Source organism: Catenulispora yoronensis (assembly GCF_039531695.1).
Taxonomy (GTDB): Bacteria; Actinomycetota; Actinomycetes; order Streptomycetales; family Catenulisporaceae; genus Catenulispora; species Catenulispora yoronensis.
Genome location: NZ_BAAAQN010000002.1, coordinates 28025 through 50598, shown reverse-complemented (window position 1 = coordinate 50598; position 22574 = coordinate 28025). Strand labels below are relative to the sequence as shown.

Sequence of the window (22574 nt, the reverse complement as noted above, 5' to 3'; positions counted from 1 at the left end):
GGAGTTCTTCACTCATGAACGCCGCAGTCCCGCAGGCGAACGAAACCCCTACTCAGGAAGCCCCCGACCGCAACCTGGCCCTGGAGCTGGCGCGCGTCACCGAGGCGGCGGCGATGGCCGCCGGCCGGTGGGTCGGCAAGGGCGACAAGAACGCCGCCGACGGCGCCGCCGTCAACGCGATGCGCAAACTGATCAACACCGTGTCGATGCGCGGCGTGGTGGTGATCGGCGAAGGCGAGAAGGACCACGCCCCGATGCTGTTCAACGGGGAGGAGGTCGGAGACGGCTCCGGGCCCGAGTGCGACGTGGCCGTGGATCCGATCGACGGCACCACGCTGACCGGCAAGGGCATGCCCAACGCGCTGGCGGTGATCGCCGTCGCCGACCGGCACAGCATGTACGACCCCTCGGCCGTCTTCTACATGGAGAAGCTGGTCACCGGACCGGAGGCGGCCGACGTGGTGGACATCACCGCGCCGGTGGCCGAGAACATCCGTGCGGTGGCCCGGGCCAAGCGCCGCGAGCCCGGCGACGTCACCGTGGTGGTGCTGGACCGGCCCCGGCACGACGGGCTGGTCGCCGAGATCCGCGCGGCCGGGGCCCGGATCAAGTTCATCACCGACGGCGACGTGGCCGGCGCCATCATGGCCGCCCGCGCCGGCACCGGCGTGGACCTGCTGATGGGGATCGGCGGCACCCCGGAGGGGATCATCGCGGCCTGCGCCATCAAGTGCCTGGGCGGCGTGATCCAGGGCCGGCTGTGGCCCAAGGACGAGGTCGAGCGCCGCAAGGCCGTGGAGGCCGGGCACGACCTGGACCGGGTGCTGCTCACCGACGACCTGGTCTCCGGCGAGAACTGCTTCGTGGCGATCACCGGCCTCACCGACGGCGAGCTGGTCCGGGGCGTCCACTACACCGGGGGCGGGGCCACCACCCAGTCGCTGGTCATGCGGTCCAAGTCCGGGACGGTGCGGATGATCGACTCCGAGCACCGGCTGGACAAGCTGCGGCAGTACAGCTCGGTGGCGTTCCACTGATCCTTGCGCTCCGGCGGCGGACTGGACGGTGAGCCAGTGCGGTGAGCCGGTGCAGTGAACCGGTGCGACGAGCCAGTGCGGTGAGCTGGGCGGCAAGGCCCTCAGGGGTCGAACATCCGCGCGGCTCACCCGTTCGACGCACCGCGTCGGCGGCACCGCGCAAACCGTGGTGAGCTGGTGCGGTGAGCGAAGCGACGACAGCAGCCGGATCCGGCGGGGGACGCCACGCGGGCGCCCCCGCCGGCCCGCACAACGAGGTGGCCCTGGTCTTCGCCGGCGTCATGCTGGGCATGCTGCTGGCCGCGCTGGACCAGACCATCGTCTCCACGGCGCTGCCGACCATCGTCTCCGACCTCGGCGGCGCCAACCACATCTCGTGGGTGGTGACCTCCTACCTGCTGGCCTCCACGGCGCTCACGCCGCTGTGGGGCAAGCTCGGCGACCAGTTCGGCCGCAAGCGGGTCTTCCAGATCTCGATCATCGTCTTCCTGATCGGCTCGGCGCTGTGCGGCATGGCGCAGAACATGGGCGAGCTGATCGCCGCGCGCGGGCTCCAGGGCATCGGCGGCGGCGGCCTGATGGTGCTGTCGATGGCGCTGATCGCCGACGTGGTGCCGCCCCGGGACCGGGGCAAGTACCAGGGCGTGATCGGCGCGGTGTTCGGCGTGGCCAGCGTCATCGGCCCGCTGATCGGCGGGTTCTTCGTGGACCACCTGAGCTGGCGCTGGGTCTTCTACGTCAACCTGCCGGTGGGCGCGATCGCGCTGGTGGTGGTGGCGATCGGGATGCGCACCCACACCGCGCACCGCAAGCCGGTGATCGACTACCTGGGCACCTTCCTGATCGCCGCCGCGGCCAGCTGCCTGATCCTGGTCACCAGCTTCGGCGGCAGCACCTGGGCCTGGGGCTCCTGGCAGGTGCTGGCCTGCTCGGGCCTGGCGGTGGTGCTGCTGATCGGCTGGTTCTTCGCCGAGAAGTACGCCAAGGAGCCGGTGCTGCCGCTGCACCTGTTCACCAACTCGGTGTTCGCGATGTGCAGCACCATCGGCTTCGTGCTCGGGCTGTGCATGATGGGCAGCCTGACGTTCCTGCCGCTCTACATGCAGATCGTGCACGGCGCCACGCCGACGGTGTCCGGGCTGCAACTGCTGCCGCTGATGGCCGGGGTGCTGATCGCCTCGATCGGCTCCGGGCAGCTGATCAGCAAGACCGGCCGCTACAAGATCTTCCCGATCGTCGGCACCGCGGTGATGACGGTCGGCGCGTGGATGCTGTCGCGGATGACGGACACGTCCACCACCTTCTACAACGCGATGGCGATGCTGGTGTTCGGCCTGGGGCTGGGCCTGGTGATGCAGGTGCTGATCATCGCGGTGCAGAACAACGTGGACTACGAGGAGCTGGGGACCGCGACGAGCGCGGTGACGTTCTTCCGCTCGATCGGCGGCGCGTTCGGGGCATCGGTGTTCGGCACCGTCTTCAACAACAAGCTGACCTCCGAGCTGAAGGACGCGGTGGCCGCCGGGCACATCGACCCGGCGTTCCCGTTCCAGAAGGCGATCGAGGATCCGAAGCTGATCAAGGAGTACCCGAAGGCGGTCACGCAGCCGTTCCTGCACGTCTACGCGCACGCGCTGCACTACGTGTTCGTCTACGCGATCCCCTTGTGCGCGCTGGCGTTCCTGCTCTCGCTGTTCCTGCGCGAGGTGCCGCTGCGCACGACAACGCGCGGCACCGGGGCCGCCGAGGCGGCGACCGGCCCGACGCAGCGCACGTCGATCGACGAGCTGGAGCGGGCGCTGACGGTGCTGTCGAGCCGGCAGAACGTGAAGGAACGGTACTCGCAGAGCATCGCGAAGTCAGGGATCGACATCACGGTGCCAGAGGCCTACGGCCTGTTCCGGCTGAAACAGTACGGCCCGACCCGCATCGAGGACATCCCCGGGCGACTGAAGCTGTCGATGGCGGAGATCCGTCCGCACCTGGACACGCTGGTGTCCACCGGCCGCGCCGCGGTCCACGGGAGCCCGCCGCACCAGACGCTGGTGATGACGGAGGCCGGGGAGGCGGCGGTGGACGCGCTGAGCGCGGCGCGGCGGGCGATACTGACGGATCAGCTGGACGGGTGGTCGCCGGAGCAGCATGCGGAGTTGTTGACGATGTTGCGGCAGTTGGCGGATTCGACGTTGGATCAGGAGGACAGTGCTTTGTGGGCGGGGTCGGGGTCGGGGTCGGGTCCGGGGGCAGGGTCGGGGCCGGGGCTGGAGAGTGGGGCGGGGTTGGGGTTGTAGGGGTGGGTGGTTTTGGCCTGCGGCGGCGGTCTGCGCCGCCGCTGATCTGTGCTGTAAGTGATCTGCGCTGTAACTGATCTGTGCTGTAACTGATCTGTGCCGCAGCTGATCTGCACAGCAACTAATTTGTGCCGCGACTAATCTGCGCAGCCGACCGGCCGGTCAGGTGGAACTGGTCGGTTGGTGATGTTGGTCGGTGGTGCTGGCCGGTGATGTTGGTCGGTGATGCTGGTCCGTAATGCTGGTCCGTGATGCTGGCCGGTGGTATTGGTTGGTGATGCTGGCCGATGGTGTTGGTCGACGATGCGGCCGGTGATGCTGGTTGGTGATGTTGGCCCGTGATGCTGGCCGGCGATGCTGGCCGGCGAGTCGAGATCGCGTTTGTCAGTGGTCCAAGACCTGCTGAGCGGCGGCCTCGACCGTTGCGAAATGCGCCTCGCGGGCGGCCGCGTTGATGGGCTCCTCGTACTTGGCCGCTCCCCCGGTGCGGCCGTCGAGCCCTTCGCGGAGGATGTCGGCGTGGCCGGCGTGGCGGTTGATGTCGAGGAGCATGTGGATCAGGATGTTGATCAATGTCGTCTCGGGCTCCGGCCACCAGGGCACGTGGCCGGGCGTGTCGGCCGAGAGTGTCTCGATCGTCGCGTCGGCGTGCTGGGCTGCGCGGCCGTAGAAGGCGATGATCTCGTCGCGGGTCTCGTCCGCGCGCACCCAGAGGTCGCTGCCGTCGGCCTCCTGCCAGGGCTGGATCGGCTCCGGGAAGGGGCGGCCGAAGACCTCGCCGAAGTAACGGGCTTCCCAGGTGGCGGCGTGTTTGACTAGGCCCAGGAGGTTGGTGCCGGTAACGGTCAGCGGGCGGCGGATGTCGTACTCGGACAGGCCGTCGAGCTTCCAGATCAGCACTTCGCGGTGGAAGCGCAGGCTGGCGAGCAGGTGGGCCTTCACGGAGTTGTTGGGGTCGTTGGGGTCGGTGGAGTCCTTGGTGTCGTCGCTCATGGGAAGCGAGCGTGCCAAGGGCGGCCCGGGGAGCTCAGAAGATTTCGAACTCTGAGATGGGGCTGGCGGGTGGCGGGAAGGCAGTGCGGCCCGGTTTTCGATCGTGGTGTTGTGTGGTGCGGTGAGACCGGGCCGCGCGGCGGGGTGGATCAGAGGCTGTTGAAGACCGGCGCCGTGATCACCGCGGTCCCGCCGAAGACGAGGCCGGTGTCGATCGAGCCGCCGGCCTTCTCGTCGTTGAGGAACCCGCGCGTGGAGGAAGGCAGAGCCTTGGGGTCGGTGAGCAGCAGCGGCCCGTCCAGGGTGCCCATGGCCGCACCGCCGGACAGCGCGTCGGCCCAGTTCAGGCCGGTGGCCAGGCCGTAGAAGTGCGGGGTCCCGGTGGAGCCGAAGAACTGCCGCGCCACGAGGGCGGCGGTGGCGTAGCGGTCCTTGCCGACCAGCGTGTCGAGCTTCAGGTTGCCGGCCGGGACGGCGCTGCCGAGGGTCTTGGCTGCGCTGTTCGCCGCGCCGCCGATCGGGTATACGTTCGCCCCGGCAGGGGTGCTGGCCCAGGTGCGCAGGAACGAGGCGGTCGCGGCCGGCATCTGCGCGTCGTTGGTGAGCACGAGAACGGTGTCCGGGGTGGCCCCGGCGGCGGTGCCGGCGGCGAGGGCGTCCGGGAAGTTCTGCGCGGTCGCCAGCAGCACGCGTTGCACGGCCGGCTTGCCCCCGGAGTCGCGCATGTCCGTCGCCATCGTGGAGGCGATCGCGGTCGCGGTGGCGTAGCGGTCGCTGCCGGACAGGCGCTTGGTGGCGAAGCCGAGATTCTGCACGGCTTTCTCGACGCCCGACGACAACGCCGCCTCGCCGCCGAGCAGGTAGACGGTGGCGCCGCGCGGCAGAGTGCGGGTGAGCTCCTGCGCGGTGGCGTGGTCCAGGGCGGCGGTGGAGCTGAGCAGCAGCGGACCGCCGAGATGCGCGGCCAACGCGGAGCCGCCGAGGGCGTCGTAGAAGTAGTCGGAGCGGGTCAGGACGGCGGTCTTGGCCAGTGGCCGCTTGTCGCCGGGGGCGTAGAAGTCGTTGACGTCGCCGGTGGTGTTCGGCCACAGCTCCTGCGAGGTGGCCACGGCGGTCCCGATGCGGTCGTTGCCGGCGAGGCGGACGGCGCGCTTGGTGGCGGGGTCGAACTGGACGTGGGCGGAGGGGGCCAGGTCCACTTGGTTCTCGTCGACGGTCAGCGTCGTGGAGCCGTATTTGCGGCTGACGTTCTGGAAGTACTGGTGGATCCGCTGGTGCTTGCCCCAGAGGGCGGCCGGGACGTAGGGATCGTTGGTGGTGGCGTTGAAGTTCGCCTGGTCCGCGGTGGTGCCGGCGATGTCGACCGCGGCGACGACGGAGCTCAGGGAGGGGTCGGCGACGATGTCGCTCATCACGCTGTGCCCGGTCGCCGGGTTGCCGGAGCCGCCGTAGACGCCGAGGTGGTAGCCGGATTGGGAGAGCCCGGCCGCGAAGGCCTTGATGTAGGTGTTCACGGCCTGCGCGGTCGCGTCCTCGTGGTAGGGCTCCATGTCGAGGAAGATCGTCGTGCCGGAGCCGAAGCCCAGCGTCTGCGCCTGCTTGACGGCGTCGGCGCCGTCCGCGGCACCGAGGGCCTGCGGGTTCGCGCCAGCCGCGATCAGGTCCGGGCCCTGCTTGCCCGCGTAGATGGCCCACATCCCCCACCCGGTCGCGGCCTGGTGCTGCACCCAGTCGGGGGTGTAGCCGCCGGAGGGCGCGGCGGCGGAGCCGCAGGCGTAGTGGGAGCCGCCGATGTAGACGCCGACTCCGCGGTAGGGGGAGTGGGCGTACCAGTCGTCCATCTGCGCGTCGCTGGGGGCGTTGCAGACGTCGAAGCCCTTGCCGCTGAAGGCGGTGGTGGGGGCGATGGCGGCGTGGGCGCTGGACGCTCCGATGCCGGCCAGTCCCAGGGAGCCCAGTGAGGATGCGGCTACGGCGGATGCGGTCAAGCGGATGCGGTTCATGACAATCCCTCCCGTGTGGTCTCGTTCAACCTAGACGCTGGGGAGGGGGGTGAGGGTTATGGGGGGTGAGGTTGGTCTAAAACTGGTGCGGTTTATGTAGACGATGGGGGTGAATCGGATCTTAGGTAGAGATCTTGGTCAGGAGGAGACGGGTAGGTGGAGGGTGAAGCGGCAGCCGTTGGTGGTGTTGGCGACGGTGACTGTGCCGGAGTGGGCTTCGGCGATGCCGCGGACGATGGCGAGGCCTAGGCCGGCGCCGGTGGTTGTGGGGGTGGGGGGGGGGGTGGGGGGGGGGGGGGTGGGGGTGGGAGTGCGGGCTTGCGTACCGCGCCAGGCGATGTCGAAGACGCGGGAGAGGTCGGCTTCGGGGATGCCGCCGCAGGTGTCGGTGACGGAGAGGGCGATTTCGGAGGCGGTGGAGGTGGAGGTGGAGGTGGAGGTGGCCTCGATGGTGATGTTGCCGCCGTCGGGGGTGTAGTTGATCGCGTTGACGACGAGGTTGGAGAGGGCTCGGGAGAGCTGCCGGATGTCGCCTCGGAGGGTGGGGCTTGGGGTGGGGATCGCCGCGACGAGCTTCGTGTTGCGCGCGTCGGCGAGGGGGCGCGCTTCGGAGACGACGCCGTCGACGAGGTCGGCGAGGGGGACGGTCTCGATGGTGAGGCGCAGTGTGCCGGAGTGGATGCGGGAGAGTTCGAAGAGGTCGTCGACCATGCCGGTGAGGCGGTCGGTGGCCTCGCGCATTTGGGTGTAGTAGCGCGCGGGGTCGGGGGCGACGCCGTCTTCGAGGGCTTCGGCCATGGCGCGCAGGCCGGCGAGGGGGGTGCGGAGGTCGTGGGAGACCCAGGCTACGAGGTCGCGGCGGGATTGTTCGAGGGCGCGTTCGCGGGCGCGGGATTCGGTGAGTTTGGTGCGGGTGGATTGGAGGTCGTGGGCTAGGCGGGAGAGTTCGGCGGTTTGGAGGGGTTGAGTTGGGACTTGGGTTGGGGTTGGGGTTTGGAGCGTGTCGCCGAGAGCTTGGAGGGCGGTGCGGAGGGTTTGGCTGTCGCGGGCAAGGCTGCGGCCGAGGAGGAACACGAGGAGCAGCGTCACGGCGGCGCCGGAGACGGAGACGATGAGGGAGACGGCGGCGTCGTGGGAGGAGATGAACATCGCGCGGGAGGCGATGGTGATGCCTGCGAAGACAGAGAGGACGCCGGTTGCGGCGGAGGCAAAGAGGGCGGATTGGAGGGAGTGGCCGCGGAGGGCGCGGAGGGTGAGCCAGCCGAGGAGGGAGGCGGCTAGGGCGGAGCCGGCGCCCATGGCGATTACTAGGAGTTGGTCACGCATGGGGGTCGGTGTGGGGGTGGGGGTCAGCGAGGCCGTGGGGGTCGAGGCCGTTTGGGTCCAGGCGGTAGCCGAGGCCCCAGACGGTGACCAGGAGGGTGGGAGAGGCGGGGTCGGGTTCGATCTTTTCGCGGAGGCGGCGGATGTGGACGGTGACAGTGGATTGGTCGCCGAAGGTCCAGCCCCAGACGTTTTTCATGAGTTCGGCGCGGGTGAAGGCTTGGTTGGGGTTGGCGAGGAGGAAGGAGAGGAGGTCGAATTCGCGGGCTGTGAGGGGGAGGGGGTGGGTGTGGAGGGTTGCTTTGTGGGCGGTGAGGTCTAGGTGGAGGGGGCCGGCGGTGAGGGTGGTGGGGGGTTGGAAGGCGGGGGGTTGGGAGGTGGGTAAGGGGGCTGTTTCCGGGGTCGGGGCCGCTTGCAGAGTTGGAGTGGGGGTGGCGCTCTGGGAGCGGCGCAGGACGCTTGCGGCGCGGAGGACCAGTTCGCGAGGGCTGAAGGGCTTGGTGACGTAGTCGTCGGCGCCGACTTGGAGGCCGAGGATGCGGTCGTCTTCTTCGCCGAGGGCGGTAAGCATGATGACTGGGACTTCGCCGAGGGTTCGGACCCGGCGCAGGACTTCGTAGCCGTCGAAGCCGGGGAGCATGAGGTCGAGGATCATGAGGTCGGGGAGGTGGGCTGTCGCGGCGGCGACGGCGGAGGGGCCGTCGGGGGCGTGGCGGACTTTGTAGCCGGCGTTGGTGAGGTAGGTGGCTACTACTTCGGCGACGGTTGTGTCGTCGTCGATGATGAGGATGGGGGTGGTGGGGGTGGTGGGGGTGGTGGGGGGTTCGGCGCTGGGAGTTTCGGTCACGCTGGCGTTCCCTTGGGGGCTGAGGTGGGGAGTTACCGGATCTAGTCTGCCCGGGCATTTAGTGTTGCGATTGTGACCACCACCTCAGCATCCGGCTACTCCGGCACACCGCTGCCCAAGAAGCTCGGCATCAAGTCCGGGCATCGCGTGTTGCTCCACGACGCGCCTGATGGGTTCGATCCGCAGCCGATGCCGGATGACGTGGTCGTTGAGCGGGTGGGTGGGGAGGATGAGGTCGTCTACGACGTGATCCTCGCGTTTGTTATGGATCGCGTGGCGTTGGAGGAGGTCTACGCGACGCTGCCCGCGAGGATGGCGACGAATGGGTCGCTGTGGGTGTGCTGGCCGAAGAAGGCTTCGAAGATCAAGACTGATGTGAGCGACAGTGTTGTTCGGGATGAGGCGCTTGCGTTGCCGATCGGGTTGGTCGATGTGAAGGTGGCGGCTATCGATGAGACGTGGTCGGGGTTGAAGTTGGTGTATCGGCTTACGCATCGGTGACTGATGTTGACGACCTTCGGCCACGGTGCTGACTGGTCGGTGGCGGTCGTTGGGTGGGGGGTGGAGTCAGTCTCCGAGAACTGTTGCGGGGGTGGGGAAACCCAAGGTCAAAGGCCAGATCAAAGGCCAGTCAAGGTCAACTGCGCCTCCGGCGGCCCCTCCGGGGAGGGCCTCGCTCTGGAAAGAGTGGGCCAGGCGGGCCGGCGCGGCCTTGGTCGGTGGTTCCGGTTTCGGTCCCGGCCTTTCCGTCGCATCGTCGCCTAAAGGAATCACACCGCCCAGGCGGTATCAAGGCGACCCTTCAGGCTTGTGCCCCAGCTCATGCGAGCCTTGACACCGCCTGGGCGGCGCGATTGGCTACGCCCGCCGAAGCGACGGAAAGACCGGAACCGAAGACCTAACTTTGGGGCAAAGCAAAAAGCGAGGCGACCGGTCGCGACCCATATCAGTCTTGCTAGCCGCCGCCGGTCAAAGTGGTGGAGCGGCGCTCGCTTGCAATGACCACCGGTTCCGCTGGCCGCCGCCGGTTCTGATGCTGGGCTGGGCGACCCGTCGCAATGCTGACCGGTTCTGCTGGCCGCCGCCGGTTGCGGTGGTGGCTGGGCAATCGGTTGCGATGCTGACCGGTTCCGCTGGCCGCCGCCGGTCGCGATACTGGCCAGGCTGTCAATTGCAGCGCCGGTCAGTTCTGCTAGCCGCCGCCGGTTCTAGCCGTAGCTAGACAGTCGGTTGCGATGCTGTCGGGCAGGCGAGTCGTCGCGATTGTCTCCGTTCGCGGTGGCACCAATCCTCGCCTCCGCTCCCCTCCCCCACGCCAGGCAGCCCCGGCGCGTGGTGCGCCGAGGCTGTCCAGGTCCCCCACTTGCGCTGGGGAGTGATGCGGGTGCTTGGGGCATCAGCTCTCGGAGTGCGAGTCGTACTCGGTGTGCTCGTCCTGCTCGAAGTGGGTGTCGGTCTCGCTGCCGTGCGGGCCGGTCTGGGTGTGGGTGTCGATCTCGGTGTGCTCGTCGTGCTCGTAGTGGACGTCGTCCTCGTGGTGCTGGCCGTGGCCGGAGTCGGAGTGGTGCTGGTCGGACTCGGTGTGGCTGTCGTGCTCGTAGTGGGAGTCGTCCTCGGTGTGGTGGCCGTGGCCGGAGTCGGAGTGGTGCTGGTCGCTCTCGGTGTGGTTGTCGTGCTCGTAGTGCGAGTCGTTCTCGTTGTGGTGGCCGTGGCCGGAGTTGGAGCTGTGCTGGTCGGACTCGGTGTGGTTGTCGTGCTCGTAGTGGGAGTCGTCCTCGTGGTGCGAGCCGTGGTTGCTCGAGGAGTGGTGCTGGTCGGACTCGGTGTGGCTGTCGTGCTCGTAGTGCGAGTCGCTCTCGTGGTGGTCGTGGTGCAGAGCGTGGTGGGCGCCGCCGAAGCCGGTCTTCGACAGGCGGGTGCCCAGGCGGCTCGGGGCCGCGGTGCCGGCTTCGACGCGGACGGCGCGCAGGCGGCCGGCTTCGTCCTCGGTGAGGCCGTTGGTGGCCGCGAACCCGTCGGGGTCGGCCATCACGGACTGCGCGAACTCGGTGTCGATCGCCATGCGGGCGACGATCTCGCGGTACTTGGCCTCAGACATTGCTGCGGCCCCCCTTCTCCCCCTACGCGCCGGCTGGTGGCCGGTCGCTGTCGTTTGTGGTCTCATCACTATTGAGCCCCAGGATTCGATTGGCGGGATCCGGCCTTTCCCTAGTGCTTCGCGCCAGTAGGCTGAATCGCATGCGGCAGCCCGTGCAGACCCTCCTCGAGCACGTGCGGAATGGCCGGGGCGGTGCCCTGCTGTTGGGTGGGGCCACCTCGGCGGAGTTGGCTGCCGTCGGGGGGCCCGAGTGGCCTGTCGACGGCTTCCGGGTGCTGCGGGCGGCCGGGTTCCAGGCCGAGGCGGCGTTGGCGTTCGCGGGGTTGGCGGATCTGGTGCGCCCGCTCGCGGACGGGTCGGAGTTCGATGTCGGGGCCGGGGGGCCGCATCTGCTGGGGGCCGCGGTGGCCGATCTGGTGGTGCGGACGGCGGCCGGGGCGCCGGTACTGGCGGTGGTCGCGGACGCGCACTGGCTGGATCCGGAGTCGGCGGCGGCGATCGCGGTGGCGGTGCGGGCCACGAAGCAGGCGCCGGTGGGGTGGGTGCTGGGCGTCGACGACGTGCGGCGCAGTCCGTTCGGGTCGTTGGGGGCGGTGACCGTCGCGGTGCGGCGGGCGGCCGCGGCCACGGAGCTGCCGACGGCCACGTCCAGGGCGTTGCTGGTGGTGGCCGCCAGTGCCACCGGGCACGTGGACGAGGTCGGGGGCGCGCTGGGCCGGCTCGGGCTGCATGTCGGGGACCTGGCCCCGGCGGTCGCCGACGGGTTGGTGGAGGCGACCGGGGCGGGGTGGCGGTTCCGCGACCACGGGGTGGCGACCGCCGTGTACGCGGCGGCGACTCCGGCGGAGCGGCGGGCCACGCACGCGGCGTTCGTGGAGGCGATCGCCGAGCTGCGGGCCGCGGAGAAGGGCGAGATCCTGGCCCGGCATCTGGCCGGGGCGGCGTCGGCCGCGGACGCGCACGCGGCGGTGGCGCTGGGGCGGGCCGCGGACGGGGCCCGGCTGCGGGGCGCGCTGGAGGCGGCCCGGGCCGCGTACGGGCGCGCGGCGAGTCTGTCCCCTGATTCGTCGGCGCGGGCCCGGTGGCTGGCCGGCGCCGCGGACACCTCGCGGCTGGTGGGCGACCTGGGCGGGGTCGGGCGCGCCATCCGCGAGGCCCGCATCCTCACCGACGAGCCGACGCTGCATCTGCGGCTGGACCGGATCGCGGCGCGGACCTCGGCGGTGCGGACCGTGCAGGGCGATATCAAGACTTTGCTGGAGCCCGGTACGCCGGGGACCGCGATCGGGCTGATCGTCGCCGGGAAGGCGGCCGAGGCCGAGGCCATGCTCGGGCCGGTGGTGGCCGCGGCGCTGCTCGCCGATCCGCTGGACATGGGCCCGCTGACGCTGCCCGCGATCGCGGCGGGAGCGATGTGGACCGGCGACGGCGGCGGCGCGGCGGCCGTGTTGGACCGCTCCATCGCGCTGCTGCGGGCCTACGGCGCCACCGAGCACCTGCCGGCGCTGCTCATCGTGCGGGCCGAGGCCGGGTTCCGGCTGGGGACCTGGCCCACGGCGCGGGACGACGCGGAGGAGGCGGCGGCGCTGGCCTCCCAGCTGGGGCAGCAGCCGGTGCGGGCGGTGGCGCGCGGACTGGCGCTGCGCGTCAGCTCCCTGATGGGGGCGCCGACCGAGCCGGCGTCGGCGCTGGAGGCCGAGTCGCTGGGCGCGGAGGCGTACGCGATGTGGTCCCGGCACGCCGTGGGCACCGCGCACCTGGCCGAGGGCCGGTGGCGGGAGGCGACCACGGCGCTGGGCGGGGTGGCCGACGGGTTGGAGCGGCTCGGGGTGCGCGAGCCCTCGGTGCTGCCGGTGGCCGGGGACCTGGTCGAGGCGGCGCTGCGGATCGGGGAGCTGGCGCGGGCGCGCAAGACCGCGCAGCGGGCGCAGGAGCTGGCCGGCGAGTCGACCTCGACGGTGGCGCGCGCCGTCGCCGAGCGCTGTCTCGGCCAGGTCGGCGAGGCCCGGTCGGCGAAGCCGTGCTTCGAGGCCGCCCTGCGGCTGCACGCCGAGACCGGCGACCGGTACGAGGAGGCCCGCACACTGCTCGCCTACGCGCGGCTGGACGGCGACCGGACAAGGCTGGAGGCGGCGGCGGACCGGTTCGCGACGCTGGGCGCCTGGCCCTGGCTGGCGCGGGTCGAGGCCGAGCTGAGCGGGGGTGCCAAGCCGGTGGACGACACGCTGGCGGCGCTGACCGCGCAGGAGCTGCGGGTGGCGCGGCTGGCGGCCGGCGGCGCGACGAACGACGAGGCGGCGGCCGCGCTGGGCATCTCGCCGCGCACAGTGGAGCAGCACCTGGGTGTGGTCTACGCGAAGCTGCACATCCGGCGGCGCGCGGAATTGGCACGGCTGTTCCGGGACTTGTAGGGGTCCGGGTGCGGTAGGACTGGAGGCATGGCGACTCTCCGCATCGGCATCAAGCTGAGCCAGCACGCGACGATCGACGAATACCGGCAGGTCTGGCGCATCGCCGACGAGGCCGGTTTCGACCACGTCTGGAACATGGACCATTTCGCGACCATCAACGGGGACGACGACGGCGACATCTTCGAGGCCTGGACCGCGCTGGCCGGCGCGGCGGCGCTGACCACCCGGGTCCGGATCGGCTGCTCGGTGACCGGCAACACCTACCGGCATCCGGGCGAGCTGGCGAAGATGGCGGTGACCGTGGACCACCTGTCCGGCGGCCGGCTGGAGTTCGGCATCGGGGCGGCGTGGGCCGAGAACGAGCACACGATGTTCGGGCTGCCGTTCGGCACCGCCGGCGACCGCGCGGACCGGCTGGAGGAGGCGCTGCAGATCCTGACCTCGCTGTGGACGCAGCCCCGGACCACCTTCGACGGCAAGCACTACCAGCTGAAGGACGCGATCGCGGAGCCGAAGCCGGTGCAGACCCCGCATCCGCCGATCTGGATCGGCGGCACCGGCCGGAGGCGGACGCTGCGGATGGCGGCGGAGTACGCGGCGGTGTGGAACGCGCCGGGCGGCGACCCGGAGCCGTTCGCGGAGCTGTCGGGGGTGCTGGACCGGCACTGCGCCGACATCGGGCGCGACCCGGCGACGATCCGCCGCTCGGTGCAGATCCGGACCGGCGACGACGTCGACGCGATGCTGCGCCGGGTCGAGGAGTTCGCGGCGATCGGGGTCACCGATCCGTTGCTGGTCCTCGGATACGACAACCCGGTCGCGCGCGCCGAGTGGGTCGCCGAGGCGTTGCCGCGCCTGCGCGAGATCGGCTGAGGGCCGGCTGACGGACGGAAGCGGCCGGCGGACACCCCCTCAGGGTCCGCCGGCCGAGTCCGCGGTCCGGCTCCGGTCACTCCGGCCACTCCGGTCCCGGCCACTCCGGTCCCTCTCCGGTCACTCCTGCCCGATGGCCGCCAGCAGGTCGAGCCGGGCGGCCCGGCGGGCCGGGCGGGCGGCGGCGAGCACGCCCGCGGCGGCCCCGGCCGCCAGGATCAGCAGCAGGATCGGCGGCGAGGCGGCGAAGGCGATCGCGGTGGACGAGCTCGCGGCGCGGACCAGCGTCCAGCCGAGGAAGGTGCCCAGCGCGACGCCACCGAGTGTGCCGAACAGCGCCACCAGCAGCGATTCCCAGCGCACCAGCGACCGGGCCTGGCGGCGGGTCAGGCCGACTGCGCGCAGCAGGCCCAGCTCCCGCGTCCGCTCGTGCACCGACAGCGCCAGGGTGTTCGCGATCCCGGCCAGCGCGATCACGATCGCGAGCACCAGCAGCACGTAGGAGATGGTCAGGACCACGTCCACGCCGGACGCCTGCGCGTCGGCGAACTGCTGCCGGTCCTGCACGTCCGGGCTGCCACAGGGGACCACGGCCGCGGTCAGCGCGGCGCGTCCGGCCGCCGGCGACGTCCCCGGGGCGAGCTTCACGATCACCTGGGTGTCAGTGGCCTGATCAGCGTGCCGCGACCAGGTCGCGGCGTCGATCAGGTAGTCCTCGAAGGAGCCGCGCGGGCCGTAGACGAGGCCCACCGGGACGGTGCCGGTGCTGCCGTCCGGGAACATCACGGACACAGTGCTGCCGAGCGGGTGCTTCTTGGCCTCCTTGTCCGAGACGCCGACCGCGTGGCCGCCGGCGAGGGCCGCGACCGAGCCTCCGCGCACGTCCAGCGACACCGCGCGCGCCAGGCTGTCGGTGTCGGCGAACGTCACGTCGGCCGACGCGCCGCCGATCGACGCCGTCCCCGTGCCGATGCCGACCGCGGCTTCGACCCCGGGCACCCGGCGCAGGTCCGCGGCTAGTTGCGGGCTCAGGCCGCCGCCGCCGAAGGCCGGCGAGGACACGGCCAGATCGCCCGCGAACGACCGGTCGACGTCGTCCTTCAGCGACTGCTTCACCGACGTGGCGAACACCGTCAGCAGCGTCACCACCGCGACCCCGACCATCAGCGCCGTGGCGGTCGCCGAGGTGCGGCGCGGGTCCCGGGCGGCGTTGCGGCGGGCCAGCACGCCGGTGGTGCCCGCCAGCCGGCCGCCGGCCGTCACCAGCGAACCCAGCACCCGCACCGCAGCGCGGGCCGCTACCGGGCCGAGCAGGACGACGCCGACCGTGGTGGCCGCCGCGCCGGCGCCGGCCGCCGCGATCGAGCCGCCGGCCACGGCCAGCACCACGCCGCCGCCCAGCAGCACCGCGCCCAGGGGCGTGCGCACCCGTCCGAATCCGGAGCGCGCTTCGCCAAGTGCCGCTTCCCGCAAAGCGGCCAGCGGCGGGACCCGCGAGGCCCGGACCGCCGGGCCGAGGGCGGCGAGCGCCGTCACGCCGACGCCGACCAGCAGCGCGAGCAGGATCGTGGTCCAGGTGACCGCCAGTCCCCCGGCGGGCAGCGCGAATCCGGCGGCGTCGAACAGCGCTTTCAGCCCTTGGGCGATGCCCAGGCCGCCGAGCACGCCGACCGCCGAGGCCAGCAGCCCCAGCAGGGCGGCTTCGGCCAGGGAGGACCGCAGGATCTGGGCGCGGGATGCGCCCAATGCCCGCAGCAGTGCGTTCTCCCTGGTCCGCTGTGCGGTGAGGATCGTGTAGGTGTTGTGGATCGAGAACGACGCCACCAGCAGCGCCACCGCGGCGAAGACGAGCAGGAAAGCCTTGAAGAAGGTCAGGAACGCCTTGCCGATGGCGTCGGTGTTCGCCTTCGTATATGCCGCGCCGCTGATCGCCGAGACGCCGGAGGGCAGCGCCTTGGTCACGGCGGCGACGACAGTATCCTGCGAAGCCCCGTTCTTGGCGGCGACCATGATCTGCGTCGCCTGCCCGGCGCGTCCGACGTACTTCTCGGCGACGGTCTGGGTGAAGCCGACGTAGGTGGACTGGCCGATGCCGTCCTGGCCGCCGAATCCGGCGATGCCGACGATGGTGACGCGGACCGGCAGCGGGGTCTGCACGGTCGTGGTGTCCCCCAGCTTCAGCTTGCCGGAGTTCGCGGCGCCCCGGTTGATGACCGCCTCGACCGGCTGCCCGGCCGCGACGTCGCGCGGCGCGCGCCCGGCGACCAGGTGGTAGGCGTTCAGCTGCTCGGAGGGGATCCAGTTGCCGGCCAGGCGCGGCGGTCCGTTGCCGCCGACCGCCTTGCCGTCGGCGCCGAGCAGCTGGCCGTAGCCGACGATGTCGGGCTCGGCGGCGGCGACGCCGGGCACGGTGCGCAGCGTGTCGGCCAGCCGGGACGGGACCGGGGCCCGCAGGCCGCCGATCGGGCCGGTGCGGGCGGAGTCGGAGATCAGGGTGTCCGAGCGCACGACGGCCGCGACGCCGTTGTCGGCGGTCGCGAAGAGGTTGTCGAAGTTGCGCGACAGGGTGGCGTTCAGGGTCATGGTGCCGGCGAGGAAGGCCACGCCGAGGAAGACCGCCAGGAAGGTGCCGATCAGCCGGCGGCGGCGCGCGGTGAGGTTGCGCAGGGCGATGGTGAGCATGGTGTTCCCTCAGTCGCCGAAGCGCTGCATCCGGGCCAGCACGGCGTCCCGCGTCGGCTGTTCCAGGCGGTCCACGAGCCGGCCGTCGCCCAGGAACAGGACCTCGTCGGCGTAGGCGGCGGCGGAGGGGTCGTGGGTGACCATCACCAGGGTCTGGCCGAGGTCGGTGACCATGGTCCGCAGCAGGCGCAGGACTTCGGCGGCGGATCGGGAGTCGAGGTTGCCGGTGGGCTCGTCGGCGAACACCACCTCGGGGCGCGCGGCCAGGGCCCGGGCCACCGCCACCCGCTGCTGCTGGCCGCCGGAGAGCTCGGCGGGCCGGTGCTTGAGCCGGTCGCCGAGATCGACGGTGTCGACGACGGTCCGCAGCCAGTCCTGGTCCGGGGTGCGGCCGGCCAGGTCCAGCGGGAGGGTGATGTTCTCGCCGGCGGACAGCGTGGGCAGCAGGTTGAAGGACTGGAAGACGAAGCCGAGCTTCTCGCGGCGCAGCAGCGTGAGCTGTTTGTCGGAGGCGGTGCCCAGCTCGACGTCGCCGATGTAGATCTGGCCGGAGGTGAGCCGGTCCAGGCCCGCCAGGCAGTGCATGAGGGTGGACTTGCCGGATCCGGAGGGGCCCATGACGGCGGTGAAGCGGCCGGTCGGGAGGGCGACGGTGACACCGTCGAGGGCGTAGACGGCCGCGTCGCCGCTGCCGTAGCGCTTGACGGCCGCCACCGCGCGGGCGGCCGGTGCCGTGATGGTCGTCGTGGTCGGGGTGGCGTTCATACCGTCGATTCCACTCGCGGCGGTGCTGCGGTGTAGTCGTACGGCGGAAGGCTCTCGCGGTACTTCGAGGGGAGTCAGCGCTGCTTCGAGCGGAGTCAGTGGTGCTTCGAGCGGAGTCAGCGCGAGACCGCGGCGACCGCCTCCGAGCGGTCGGCGATGCCCTCCAGGCGGTAGGAGACGGCGTCGGACTGCCAGACCAGGGTGCCGTCGGTGCGGTGCGCGGTGGCGGTGACCTGCCGGCCGGCGCGGTCGACGTAGACGACGTCCTGGGGTCCGGCGATCCACCAGCCGGGCGCGCCGTCGACGGTGACGTCGACCGGGTCGTTGCCGTAGGCGATCTTGGTGAAGACCTCGGAGAGGTGTCCATCGAACTCGTCGAGGCGCGCGCCGTCGCCGAAGATCAGCGATACGACGCGGCCGCTGTCGCTGACGGTGACGCGCGACGGCGTGCCGAGCCCGGGCGGCACGGTGATCGGGAACGACACGGCCCGGCGGGCGGCCGCGAGCGTCGTCTCGTGCTCGCCGGGGAGGGTCAGGGCGGTCGGGGCCTGTGACGGGGGTGGGGCAGGCGCGGGCAGCGAGCCGTGGTGCACCTCGACGCCGGCGAAGTGCAGGACGCGCTCGATCGCGGCGCGCACCTGGGGCGAGACCGCGGCGGCCAGGCCGAGGGCGGCCAGGACCAGGGCCAGCGCGGTGGCGGCGGTGCGCAGGCGGGCGATGGCCCGGGAGTGCCGGGACTTCACCGTGCCTCGCGGAAGTCCGAGCATCTCGGCGGTCTCGGCCTCGGAGAGTTCCAGGAAGTAGCGGCAGACGATGACCGCGCGGTCGCGCTCCGGCAGGCCTTTGACCGCTTCCAGGAGGCCTTCGCGGGTGATGGTGGCGAGCGCCTCCTCCTCGGAGCTGCGGTCCAGCAGCGCGACGCCGTTCTGGACGAAGTCCTCGCGCCGCGCGCGCCGGAGGCTGCCGCGGTGCAGGTTGCGGGTCTCGTTGACGACGATCCGCAGCAGCCAGGGCCGGAAGGTGCCGTCGTCGCGGAACCCGCCGATCCCGCGCAGGGCCTTGGCGAAGGCTTCCTGCACCACGTCGTCGGCGTCGTCGCCGGCGCCGGTGAGCTGCGCGGTGCGGCGGGCCAGGGGCGTGTAGCGGGTGACCAGGAGGGTGAACGCCTCCTGGTCACCCGCTTTGGCGCGGGCCACCGCCTCTTCGTCGTCCGTCGGAAACTCCTTGTGGTGCTTCGGTTCCGGCGCTAAGCCTTGGCCGGGGCCTGGCTCACGCGCCGCTGCCGTTTGTCGCCGAGCCGCCGCAGCAGGCGGGTCAGGGCCTTGAAATAGCCGTACCAGACGGGGAACAGCACGACGCCGATCCCGGCCACGATGATCATGTGGGCCCAGGGGTCGGGCACACTCTTGTGGACGAACTTACCGATGCGGCCGTTCCAGGCCAGGATGCCCAGGGCGATGAAGCCGTAGGTGCCGAGGATGGCGCACAGGCCGTAGAGGGTCATGCCCCATTGCTTCAGCGTCGGCAGTTTGCGGCGGCGCAGGTCCCGCCACAGGCCGCGGGTGAAGTAGGCGCGCGATTCCTCGCGCAGGCGCGGGAAGCGCATCGCGTCGGACAGCGCCATGTAGCCGTCCAGCGGCATCAGCGGGTTGAAGTTGTACAGGGTATTGAGATACAGGGCGAAGGCGATCTGGAACAGGATGGCGCCGGCCAGCGCCGAGTGCGAGTAGTAGGCGCCGATCGCCAGGCCGCCGGCGATCTCGGCGGTGACCAGCGGTCCGGACAGCGCGACCACGACCCGGGACCAGCGCGAGCCGAGCCACATGTCGGAAGTGTCGACGAAGGCGAACGGCATGCCCATCATCATCATGAAGCCGCCGCGGTTGACCCGGCGGCCGTAGGACTTCACCGCCATGGCGTGCGCCATCTCGTGCACCGTGCAGGCGGCGAAGAACACGATGAGGACGATCGCCCCGCCCCAGGGGCCGGCGCCCTCGGTGTCGAGCAGCTTGTACTTGTCGCGGTCGAACCAGAACGCGGCCAGGCCGGCCGGGACCACCAGGGCCAGCAGCAGGATCGCCGGGCGGGTGAAGAACCACCAGCCGAAGCGGCGGTAGCCGCGCTCGATCAGGCCGTCCAGGCCCTTGACCGAGATCTCCATGCGGAGCAGGGCGTTGAGGGTGGCGCGGCCGGCACGGCGCCAGAACGACAGCTCCGCGGTGCTGCGCTGGCCGGGCAGTCCGGCGACCAGGTCCACCGAGGCGAACATCTTCAGCGCCTGCTCGATGCGCGGCAGCGCGAGTTCGCCGTACTCCTCAAGGTAGGCGAACAGCAGGTCGCGGGTGGTGGCGCGGCCGTCGATCTGGTTCCAGACGAAGACCTGGCGCTCGTCCAGGCTCAGATAGGCGCCGGTGCGGGTGTTGCGCAGGGCCCACTCCAGGCGGCCGCGGTCGTCGGGGATCTGCTTCAGGGCCCAGCCGGAGCGTTTGCGCGGGGTGGCGGACAGCGGCTCGGCCGGAGCGTGCTCGTCGGCGATGGCGTCGGCCGGGCTGATGAGCTCCCGGGCCGGGGCCAGCATCGTCATGCCGGCCGGGCGGACCATGGTCTTGGAGCCGATCGCGGCGGTGCGCGGCTGCTCGAAGATCAGGGCGACGTCGCCGACGAACACGACGGAGCCGTCGTGCAGCCGGGCCTTGCCGCCACGGATGCGCTCGGCGTCCTGCGGCCCCAGGCCGCTGTCGACCCGGATGCCGTTCAGCGAGCCCAGGTCCTCCAGATAGTAGGAGCCGGACTCCCGGACGATGCGGGCGTGCTCCCGGGACACCGAAGGATGGTCCAGCTTCAGGTCGCAGCCCGAGGAGCGCCCGATGGTGAACGGCTCCCTGGACACCTTGGCCACCGAGGCGCCGGTGGAGCCGGGCTGCCGCAGCTGCGGCGCGTCGAACTGGTCGACCTGCGCCTTCTTGCGCTGGGTACCGCAGCGCAGGCAGTACGGGAAGTCCTTGCGGACCTGATATCGACACGAATGGCACAGCACAGTAAGTCCCCCCATCACCGAAAACTCACCTCAGGCGCCCGCGCACAACAGCGACGGCACCATCACCGAGACTTGGTACGTCTCCATGATGGTGCCGTCGTGTCGGCGTTGCACTAGTCCTTGTCGAACTGCAGGAGTATCGCTACCGCGACCGCGACTCCGGCGAGGAGTTCGAGCCCGGCGGTAAAGGCGTTGGCGTAGGCGGCGGGGGTGGGAGCGGCGCCGAGCGTGGAGTAGAACACGATCCCGATGACCGCGACGCCGACCGCGCCGCCGACCTGCATCACGGTGGAGACCACGCCGGAGGCGGCGCCGGTGTGCTGCGGGGCGACCCGGCCCATCGCGGCGGCGGCCAGCGGGCCGATGGTCAGGCCCATCCCCGCGCCGTCGGCGACCAGCGCCGGGACCAGCCAGAGCAGGGAGCCGTCAGTGCCGGTCAGGTGCAGCGTGACGATCATGTCCACCAGGCTCGCGGCCATCAGCAGGGTGCCGACGGCGGCCGTCTGCCGGCCCAGCTTCGCGACCACCTTCTGCGCGGTCATGGAGGTCACCAGGTAGCCGGCGCCGATCGGGGTGAAGATCAGGCCCGCCTGCAGGGCGTCCAGGCCGCGGCCGAGCTGCACGTAGAGGGCGAAGACCAGGAAGAACGAACCCTGACCCATCCAGAAGACGATCTGCGCCACGATGCCCTTGCCGAAGCCCTTGGTGCGGAACAGCGCCGGGTCGATCAGCGGGGCCCGGTCGGCGGCGGCCAGCCGGCCCTGGTACCAGCCGAAGGCGCCGAACAGGACCAGCGCGGCGGCGAAGCTCAGCCAGGTCCACAGCGGCCAGCCCTGGCTCTGGCCCTGGATCAGCGGCAGCACGGTGGCCACCAGCGCGCCGCTGACGAGGGCGACGCCGGGCAGGTCCAGGCGGGTCCGACCGGCGGCCCGGGACTCCGGGACGGCGCGCGGCACCAGGGTCAGCGCCACCGCGCCGACCGGGACGTTGATCAGGAAGCAGCTGCGCCAGCCCAGACCGCCGAAGTCCATGTCGATCAGCACGCCGCCGATCAGCTGGCCGAACACCGCCGCCAGACCCATGGCCAGCGCGTAGGCGGTGAAGGCGCGGACCCGCTTGGCGCCCTCGAAGGCGGTGCCGATGATGGCCAGCGTCTGCGGGCTCAGCAGCGCCGCGCCGATACCCTGCACGACGCGTGCCGCGATCAGCATTCCGGCGGTGGGGGCCAGGCCGCAGGCGGCCGAGGCGGCGGTGAACAGCGCCATGCCGAGCGCGTACATGCGGCGGCGGCCGAACATGTCGCCGAGGCGGCCGGCGGTGATGACGCCGGCGGCGACGGTGAGGCCGTAGCCGGCGACGATCCACTGGATGGCGGCCGGGGAGGCGTGGAGGTCGCGCTGGGTCTCCGGGATGGCGACGTTGACGATGAAGACGTCGAGGGTGGTCATGAAGACGCCGGCGAGCAGCACCAGGAGGGTGAGGTTCTGGGCCTTGGCGGTGGGGGCTGTGTCGGCCGTGTTGGCGGGCTTGGCGGGCGCCTTCTGCGCCGGGCTGGCCGGTGTCGCCGGCCGGGTCTCGGTTGCGGTCATGGGATAGACGATGGCGGCGGGGAGGGCAGGCCCGCGATTACCTGGCAGGTAACCCTCTCGGCTTTACCTCGCAGGTAATCGCCTGGTCAGGAGCCCGGACGGCAGTGTTGGGGACACAGGCCGCCGGGCAAGCCGGGGCCGGGACGGAAGGCACTGCCATGACTGACGTGACGAACCTCGTCGACGGCTACATCGCCGCGTGGAACGAGACCGACGCCGGCGCCCGCGCCAAGAAGATCGCGGAGGTGTTCGTCGAGCAGATCGAGTACACCGACCCGCTGGCCTCGGTGCGCGGCCACGACGAGCTCGGCGCGCTGATCGCCGGCGCCCAGGCCCAGTTCGCGGGCCTCAGCTTCCGCCTCGCCGGCGCCCCGGACGCGCACCACGACGTGGTCCGCTTCACCTGGGAGCTGGCCGCCGGGGACGACGAGGCGCTGGTGGTCGGCTTCGACGTGGCGCTGATCGCGCCGGACGGGCGGATCGGCGCGGTGGCGGGGTTCCTGGACAAGGTTCCCGCGATGTGAGACCCGATGCGTGGGCGTCGGAGACGGGGCGCGGTCTCAGGGCGGCGGTCTGGAGCTGAGGCTCCGGCCGGCGCCCTCGGCGTGTTGGCGCGTTGGTGTCG

16 protein-coding genes are annotated in these 22574 nt (G+C 71.3%); 6 read left to right on the top strand and 10 right to left on the bottom strand.

Annotated features, from left to right (window positions below):
• The first annotated feature begins 14 nt into the window (after positions 1-14).
• Entirely contained in the window at positions 15-1037 is a 1023-nt protein-coding gene (gene glpX, locus ABD481_RS01630) for a class II fructose-bisphosphatase (RefSeq protein ID WP_344663657.1), read from the top strand.
• A 182-nt stretch (positions 1038-1219) separates the two neighbouring features.
• Entirely contained in the window at positions 1220-3328 is a 2109-nt protein-coding gene (locus tag ABD481_RS01625; protein WP_344663656.1) for an MFS transporter, read from the top strand.
• Positions 3329-3712: 384 nt separating this feature from the next.
• On the opposite strand, the gene ABD481_RS01620 is transcribed toward ABD481_RS01625, so the two are convergent.
• The 4 genes from ABD481_RS01620 to ABD481_RS01605 form a co-directional block, all read right to left on the bottom strand.
• The gene (locus ABD481_RS01620) at positions 3713-4321 is read right to left on the bottom strand and encodes a DinB family protein (RefSeq protein WP_344663655.1); all 609 of its coding nucleotides are present in this window, start codon (positions 4319-4321) and stop codon (positions 3713-3715) included.
• Between the two features lie 149 nt (positions 4322-4470).
• Positions 4471-6324, bottom strand: a complete 1854-nt coding sequence (locus ABD481_RS01615) for a cell wall-binding repeat-containing protein (protein ID WP_344663654.1) — start codon at positions 6322-6324, stop codon at positions 4471-4473.
• 138 nt (positions 6325-6462) lie between these two features.
• Positions 6463-7650: a sensor histidine kinase gene (locus ABD481_RS01610; protein WP_344663653.1), complete on the bottom strand. Its 1188-nt coding sequence runs from the start codon at positions 7648-7650 to the stop codon at positions 6463-6465.
• Positions 7643-8494 (bottom strand): response regulator transcription factor, encoded by an 852-nt coding sequence (locus tag ABD481_RS01605; RefSeq protein WP_344663652.1) that lies wholly within the window; start codon positions 8492-8494, stop codon positions 7643-7645. The genes ABD481_RS01610 and ABD481_RS01605 overlap by 8 nt, the downstream gene beginning before the upstream one ends.
• Positions 8495-8566: 72 nt before the next feature.
• On the opposite strand from ABD481_RS01605, the gene ABD481_RS01600 reads away from it, so the two are divergent.
• Entirely contained in the window at positions 8567-8995 is a 429-nt protein-coding gene (locus tag ABD481_RS01600; RefSeq protein WP_344663651.1) for a DUF3052 domain-containing protein, read from the top strand.
• Positions 8996-9890: 895 nt separating this feature from the next.
• On the opposite strand, the gene ABD481_RS01595 is transcribed toward ABD481_RS01600, so the two are convergent.
• A complete protein-coding gene (locus ABD481_RS01595) occupies positions 9891-10592 on the bottom strand; it encodes a hypothetical protein (RefSeq protein WP_344663650.1) in 702 nt (233 codons plus the stop codon).
• A 140-nt stretch (positions 10593-10732) separates the two neighbouring features.
• Between ABD481_RS01595 and ABD481_RS01590 the strand changes: the two genes are divergently transcribed.
• Positions 10733-13003 carry a LuxR C-terminal-related transcriptional regulator gene (locus tag ABD481_RS01590; RefSeq protein WP_344663649.1) on the top strand — a complete coding sequence of 757 codons (2271 nt, stop codon included), beginning with the start codon at positions 10733-10735 and terminating at the stop codon, positions 13001-13003.
• 27 nt (positions 13004-13030) lie between these two features.
• On the top strand, positions 13031-13876 hold the full coding sequence (locus ABD481_RS01585) for a TIGR03560 family F420-dependent LLM class oxidoreductase (RefSeq protein ID WP_344663648.1): 846 nt from the start codon (positions 13031-13033) through the stop codon (positions 13874-13876).
• A 120-nt stretch (positions 13877-13996) separates the two neighbouring features.
• On the opposite strand, the gene ABD481_RS01580 is transcribed toward ABD481_RS01585, so the two are convergent.
• The 5 genes from ABD481_RS01580 to ABD481_RS01560 form a co-directional block, all read right to left on the bottom strand.
• Positions 13997-16558 carry an ABC transporter permease gene (locus tag ABD481_RS01580; protein ID WP_344663647.1) on the bottom strand — a complete coding sequence of 854 codons (2562 nt, stop codon included), beginning with the start codon at positions 16556-16558 and terminating at the stop codon, positions 13997-13999.
• Positions 16559-16567: 9 nt separating this feature from the next.
• Positions 16568-17323, bottom strand: coding sequence for an ABC transporter ATP-binding protein (locus ABD481_RS01575; protein WP_344663646.1), 756 nt, complete (start codon positions 17321-17323; stop codon positions 16568-16570).
• 116 nt (positions 17324-17439) lie between these two features.
• Positions 17440-18519, bottom strand: coding sequence for an RNA polymerase sigma factor (locus ABD481_RS01570; protein ID WP_344663645.1), 1080 nt, complete (start codon positions 18517-18519; stop codon positions 17440-17442).
• Positions 18520-18569: 50 nt separating this feature from the next.
• Positions 18570-20375 carry an FHA domain-containing protein gene (locus tag ABD481_RS01565; RefSeq protein WP_344663644.1) on the bottom strand — a complete coding sequence of 602 codons (1806 nt, stop codon included), beginning with the start codon at positions 20373-20375 and terminating at the stop codon, positions 18570-18572.
• 98 nt (positions 20376-20473) lie between these two features.
• Positions 20474-21949 (bottom strand): MFS transporter, encoded by a 1476-nt coding sequence (locus ABD481_RS01560; RefSeq protein WP_344663643.1) that lies wholly within the window; start codon positions 21947-21949, stop codon positions 20474-20476.
• Positions 21950-22107: 158 nt separating this feature from the next.
• On the opposite strand from ABD481_RS01560, the gene ABD481_RS01555 reads away from it, so the two are divergent.
• Positions 22108-22473: a nuclear transport factor 2 family protein gene (locus ABD481_RS01555; protein WP_344663642.1), complete on the top strand. Its 366-nt coding sequence runs from the start codon at positions 22108-22110 to the stop codon at positions 22471-22473.
• Positions 22474-22574: the final 101 nt, after the last annotated feature.

Coding starts and splice junctions, on each gene's coding strand:
- ABD481_RS01595 (WP_344663650.1), bottom strand. CDS start 10,592: ATGTCTGAGGCCAAGTACCGCGAGATCGTCGCCCGCATGGCGATCGAC.
- ABD481_RS01565 (WP_344663644.1), bottom strand. CDS start 20,375: ATGGGGGGACTTACTGTGCTGTGCCATTCGTGTCGATATCAGGTCCGC.
- glpX (WP_344663657.1), top strand. CDS start 15: ATGAACGCCGCAGTCCCGCAGGCGAACGAAACCCCTACTCAGGAAGCC.
- ABD481_RS01610 (WP_344663653.1), bottom strand. CDS start 7,650: ATGCGTGACCAACTCCTAGTAATCGCCATGGGCGCCGGCTCCGCCCTA.
- ABD481_RS01585 (WP_344663648.1), top strand. CDS start 13,031: ATGGCGACTCTCCGCATCGGCATCAAGCTGAGCCAGCACGCGACGATC.
- ABD481_RS01575 (WP_344663646.1), bottom strand. CDS start 17,323: ATGAACGCCACCCCGACCACGACGACCATCACGGCACCGGCCGCCCGC.
- ABD481_RS01555 (WP_344663642.1), top strand. CDS start 22,108: ATGACTGACGTGACGAACCTCGTCGACGGCTACATCGCCGCGTGGAAC.
- ABD481_RS01560 (WP_344663643.1), bottom strand. CDS start 21,949: ATGACCGCAACCGAGACCCGGCCGGCGACACCGGCCAGCCCGGCGCAG.
- ABD481_RS01580 (WP_344663647.1), bottom strand. CDS start 16,558: ATGCTCACCATCGCCCTGCGCAACCTCACCGCGCGCCGCCGCCGGCTG.
- ABD481_RS01620 (WP_344663655.1), bottom strand. CDS start 4,321: ATGAGCGACGACACCAAGGACTCCACCGACCCCAACGACCCCAACAAC.
- ABD481_RS01615 (WP_344663654.1), bottom strand. CDS start 6,324: ATGAACCGCATCCGCTTGACCGCATCCGCCGTAGCCGCATCCTCACTG.
- ABD481_RS01590 (WP_344663649.1), top strand. CDS start 10,733: ATGCGGCAGCCCGTGCAGACCCTCCTCGAGCACGTGCGGAATGGCCGG.